The organism is Sphaerisporangium sp. NPDC049002 (assembly GCF_040649355.1).
In the GTDB taxonomy this organism is placed as follows: domain Bacteria; phylum Actinomycetota; class Actinomycetes; order Streptosporangiales; family Streptosporangiaceae; genus Sphaerisporangium.
The window spans coordinates 1-4,665 of record NZ_JBEZFH010000349.1; the positions used below are offsets into that span (position 1 = coordinate 1).

General features: G+C 73.5%; 4 protein-coding genes and 1 pseudogene. 2 read left to right on the top strand and 3 right to left on the bottom strand.

The annotated features are described in order from the left end of the window. Positions 1–893: pseudogene (locus AB0B89_RS35080) on the top strand (hypothetical protein); the annotation flags it as partial. Between the two features lie 127 nt (positions 894–1,020). Here AB0B89_RS35080 and AB0B89_RS35085 read toward each other — a convergent pair. The 3 genes from AB0B89_RS35085 to AB0B89_RS35095 all read right to left on the bottom strand — a co-directional run bounded on the left by AB0B89_RS35085 (position 1,021) and on the right by AB0B89_RS35095 (position 3,516). Continuing rightward, positions 1,021–2,103 carry a methyltransferase domain-containing protein gene (locus AB0B89_RS35085; RefSeq protein ID WP_358561683.1) on the bottom strand — a complete coding sequence of 361 codons (1,083 nt, stop codon included), beginning with the start codon at positions 2,101–2,103 and terminating at the stop codon, positions 1,021–1,023. A gap of 272 nt (positions 2,104–2,375) precedes the next feature. Then, positions 2,376–2,888 carry a VOC family protein gene (locus tag AB0B89_RS35090; RefSeq protein ID WP_358561686.1) on the bottom strand — a complete coding sequence of 171 codons (513 nt, stop codon included), beginning with the start codon at positions 2,886–2,888 and terminating at the stop codon, positions 2,376–2,378. Between the two features lie 91 nt (positions 2,889–2,979). Further along, entirely contained in the window at positions 2,980–3,516 is a 537-nt protein-coding gene (locus tag AB0B89_RS35095) for an NAD(P)H-dependent oxidoreductase (RefSeq protein WP_358561689.1), read from the bottom strand. A gap of 307 nt (positions 3,517–3,823) precedes the next feature. Between AB0B89_RS35095 and AB0B89_RS35100 the strand changes: the two genes are divergently transcribed. Further along, positions 3,824–4,609: a sugar phosphate isomerase/epimerase family protein gene (locus tag AB0B89_RS35100; protein ID WP_358561692.1), complete on the top strand. Its 786-nt coding sequence runs from the start codon at positions 3,824–3,826 to the stop codon at positions 4,607–4,609. Positions 4,610–4,665: the final 56 nt, after the last annotated feature.

Consider the following 4,665-nt stretch of genomic DNA (forward strand, 5'->3'; position numbering starts at 1 on the left):
GTCGAGCAGAGCCGCGGCGTCGGGGCGGGCTGGGCGGCGCCGGACTGGTCCTGGTGACCCCGGCGCTGCTGGACGGCCCCGGGGTCGCGGCCCGGCTGACCAGGGTCAACGCCGCGGCCAGCACCGCGGGCGTCCTCGCTCCCCTGGCCCTGGGCGCGCTGGACTCCCTCGGCCCCACCGGACGCCTCGTCCTCCTCGCCGCCGTCCCTCCTCTGCTGGTCGCCGCGGGGGTCACCACCTCCCGTCCGGCCACCTCCCATCCGGCCACCGCCCACCGGCCGCCCCCCGCCGGACCGCCCACCTCGGTCCCACCCGCCTCCGTCCCGCATACGCGTGGCGCGCGGGGGGTGAGGGGGGTACGGGCGTCGCGGCGGGAGGTCGCCCGGCGCTGGACGCGTGTGACGCTGGCCGTGTCGGTGGAGTTCTGCTTCGCCGTGTGGGCGGTGGCCCGGCTGCAGGAGACCGGAGTGACGCCCGGCGAGGCCGCCGGGCTGGGAAGCACGTTCGCCATCGGCATGGCCCTTGGCCGTATAGCCGCGCCACGCCTGGTCCAGCGCGTCCGCGTCGTCCCCCTGTGCGCGGTGACGATCGCCGCCGGGGCGCTGGTGGTCGTCGCCACGAACGGACCCCTCTCGGTCGCCGCCGGTCTCGCGGTCGCGGGCCTCGGCGTCGCTCCCCTCTACCCCGTGACCCTCGCCGACCTCGTCGCGACCCCGGACCTGCGGGCCTCGCACTCGGCCTCCCTGGGCGCGCTGGCCTCGGGTACGGCCATCCTGCTCGCGCCGTCCGCCCTGGCCGCCCTCGGCCAGGTGGCCGACCTTCGCCTGGCCTTTCTCGTCACCGTTCCGCTCCTCGTGGCCCTGGCCGCGATGAACCCGCGACAGTACGAGTGAGGACGTCCCGTGGCTCGGGCCGGCGGCGGCCGCCTCAGGCCGGGCGTGCCGCTGTTCACCACCGGGTTCTCACCGGCGTACTCCGAGCTCACAGGAGCCCGCACGCCGAACAGCGGCACGATCGTCCTCACCTACGCGAAGAAGCGATCCCCTCCTCCGGCGCCGTCAACTGCACGAGGAACGACTCCGCGCCGGAGACCCTCACGCGCTGGACGTGCACGGGGACGAGCCGCTGCCGGATCCCCGTGGGGAGGTCGCCGACGCCGGGAAGCAGCACCACGGCCGTCCCGCCGGGCGCGAGGACACGACGCAGTTCCGTCCACCAGTGCGAGGAGGACGCGGCGAGCAGGCCGTGGGGGGCGACCTGGCCGCCCCACGGGGGATTGCTCAGCACCCGGTCGACCGTGCCGTCCGGTACGGGCAGACGGCCGGCGTCGCCCCGTTCGATGGTGACGGGCAGCCCGGCCGCGTTCCGTTCCGCCGCCCGCAACGCCTCCGACGCCAGGTCGAAGCCGTGGAAACGGGCCCCCGGCTGCTGCGACCAGGCCTCGATCAGCAGCGTTCCGGCCCCGCAGCAGGGGTCCAGGACGGTGTGACCGGGACGGATGCCGGCCATCCGCGCCATGGCGGCGGCCAGCGGAGGATGCAGGGTCCCCGGCACGGAACACCGTTTGTATTCGCGCCGGTGCAGGGGCCGGCCGGCGATCCGCAGCATGAGGGTGGCCCGCGTGCCGTCCAGGGTCACCCGCCAGCCGCTGTGGCCGGGCGGGGGCGCGGTCCCCGCCCGCCGCGAGTGGTAGCCGAGCCCCAGCCGGCGCGCCAGCGCGTGCCCGACGGCGTCCTCGACGTCGTAGCGGTTGAAGTTGCGCCTGCCCAGGAACGACGCCGACACCTCGACGCCGGTGACCTCGCCTGGGCCTCCATGACTCTCGCGCAGCCGCATCAGCGAGCCGGCCTCGGCGAGGTCGGCGAGCCGGGCGAGCGCCTCGACGCTCTCCCTGGCGGTGCCGGTGTCGGCACCCTGCGCGGCCAGCAGGAACACGTCGTCGGCGGTGCGCAGCGCGACGGCCCGCGGCTCCGATCGGCTCGTGCGGAAATGAACCTCGCGATGCCCCAGATGAGTGATCACGCCGAGTCCGAGCTGGAGTATCTCGGCGGCGAGCGCCGGCTCCAGCCCGTGAACGCAGCGCGCCACCAGGCTCGCCGTCACGTGACGGCGAGGACACTGGGACGCGGGGCGGTGAGAAAAAACGCGCGAACGCGCATAGTGATCGTTCTTCTCCCACGTCAGCCCGGGGCAGCGCTCCGCCACCCCGCCTCGTCGACGACGGGTCGAACCTCGCTTCGCCGACGGCGGGCTAGCGCAGGTGGAAGAAGAACGTGAACGTCACAGTCGAGGATCTTAGGACGGCGAAGGCCGCGCGCTCAACCGATATTCCCGCGACTGATCCGCGGGTCTCCACGAGCCGGCTCCGGCGGGGGTCACGGGCTCGGAACGCCGGTGCCGCGCCTGCCCCGGCCGGCCAGCACGTCCGCGAGCGACGGCCGGGACTCGTCCGGCCTCGGACCTCGCTGGGCGAGCTGGACCAGGACGCCGTGCGCCTCCTTGGGATGCAGGAAGACCTCGCGCCAGCGCGGGTCGACGAGGTTGAGAGCGTGCAGGCGGTAGCCCCGCTCGCTCAGCCGGGCCACGGCGGCGTCGATGTCGCTGACGTGGAAGTTCAGGTGGTGGACGCCGCCACGGCCCCGGGTGAGCTCGAAGAAGGAGTCGAAGAAGGACGACCCGGCGAGCGGCTCCATGAGCTCGATCTTGCTCCCGTTGCCGTACTCCAGCTGCAGGGTCCGGTAGCCGTTGGCCACGTTGTCGCCGCCGCCCAGGTGGACGCCCCCGAGCAGGTCGAGGTAGATCGGCAGCAGGTCCCTGATGCGCGGCGCCGCGACGGCCGTGTGGTCGAACGTCACCTCGAACCCTTCCAGCTCCCGGGCGATGTCCATCCTCGGCTCCTTCAGGCATCGAATACTAGAATTTCATTCTAGCCAGAGGATCGGGCCGGCAGGATACGCCCGCGCCCGGGGGGCGGCAGGCTCACGCGGACGACTTGGCCAGCGACGCCGAGGACAGGTGCGACAGCACCTCGCGGAGCCGCTCGCGGAACGCGGGATCGACGAGCCTTCCGGCGGGGTCGAACTGGCCCAGTTCCGGGGAGACGGTGGCGTCGGCGCCGTACACGACCGCTCCCGCCGCCCCGAGGGCACGGCGCAGCTGGGTCTGCGTCCACATCGACTCGTACGGGCGCAGGCACGACGTCACCACGACGACCGGCTTGCCCAGCAGCACCGTGCCGCCGTGCTGGGAGGACATCCAGTCGAGCGCGTGGCTCAGCTGGGGCGGCAGGACGCTGTGCCCCGGTGCCGTGATCAGCATGCCGTCCGCGTCCGCCAGGGCGTGGCAGAGCTCGTCGACGGGGCGCGGCAGCGGGCCTTCCTCGAAGGGCGGCACCTGGTCGAGCCCGTCCCAGATCTGCAACTCCGCCGACGCGGGCAGCTCCCGCCCCGAGGCCTCCAGCAGCCTGCGGACGTACGCCTTCGACAGGAGGCTCCCCGCGATTCCAACGACCTTCATGATCGACCCCGCATCTGTCGCGACCCTGCGACGTTATGAGCGAGGGGGCGCCTCATCGGCCGGGCCGCCTCACGGCGGCCGCCGGCACGTGAGCCCCCCAGCTGTCCGACACAACCGCTCAACCGCGTTGTGGTGATCGGCCACGGAGCGTCTGTCCACGGCACCGTCAGAGGTCACCCCGTCCTGCGCGAGATCCGGGATGCCGGCGTCTGCGGGCTTCACGATCAACCACACAGCGCCCGCTGCCCACGAAAACCGGTTACGAACGCGGCACACGCCGGGATCTCGCTTCTGTACCGTCCGCGGTATGAGGAAACTGGCCTTTTCCACGCTGGGCTGCTCAGGACTGCCTTTGGCCGAGGTCGCCGCGATGGCGGCGCGCACCGGCTGGCCGGGCCTGGAGCTGCGTTCCGCACCGGACGAACCCGTCCACCGAGGGCTCTCCCCGGAGGGCAGGAGGTCGGCGCGGTCCGCGCTGGCGGGCGCGACGGTGATCTGCGTCGCCTCCTACGTGAAGGTGGCCGAGCTCGGCGTCGAGGACGACGAGGTGGTGGCCGCCCTGCTCGCGGAGGCGGAGCTGGCGCGCGACCTCGGCGCGAGGGCGGTCCGCGTGTTCCCCGGAGGCCTCGGTGACGGGCACGACGACCAGCGGGCGGCACGGCGGCTACGCGCCGCGGCGCCGAGGCTGCCCAACGGCGTCGAGATCTGGCTGGAGACCCACGACTCCCACCCGAGGGGCCGTGACATCGCGCGTGTGCTGTCCGTGGTGGACCGCCCGGGGGTGCGGGCGATCTGGGACGTCGCCCATCCGTGTCTGGCCGGGGAGGCGGTCGCCGACACGGCGGCGGTGCTGGCGCCGTGGCTGGCCCACGTCCAGGTGAAGGACCGGCCTTCGCCGGAGGACCCCACGCCGGTGCCGCTCGGCGACGGCATGCTGCCGCTGGGGCCGGTGCTCACCACCCTGCGTGACGCCGGTTACGGTGGGTGGGTGAGCCTGGAGTGGGAGCACAAGTGGCATCCGGCCCCCACGCCCCTGGAGGAGGCGCTGCGCGCCGGGCGCGCATGGCTGGCCACCCTGCCCGGGCTCGATTAGCACACCTGTTCTCCGCCCCCACGGCGACCCGCCTTTTCCCGGTGTGGTCGACTGCT

Excerpts from the sequence above, each read along its gene's own strand:
- AB0B89_RS35095 (WP_358561689.1), bottom strand. The coding sequence starts at position 3,516 with ATGAAGGTCGTTGGAATCGCGGGGAGCCTCCTGTCGAAGGCGTACGTC.
- AB0B89_RS35100 (WP_358561692.1), top strand. The coding sequence starts at position 3,824 with ATGAGGAAACTGGCCTTTTCCACGCTGGGCTGCTCAGGACTGCCTTTG.
- AB0B89_RS35090 (WP_358561686.1), bottom strand. The coding sequence starts at position 2,888 with ATGGACATCGCCCGGGAGCTGGAAGGGTTCGAGGTGACGTTCGACCAC.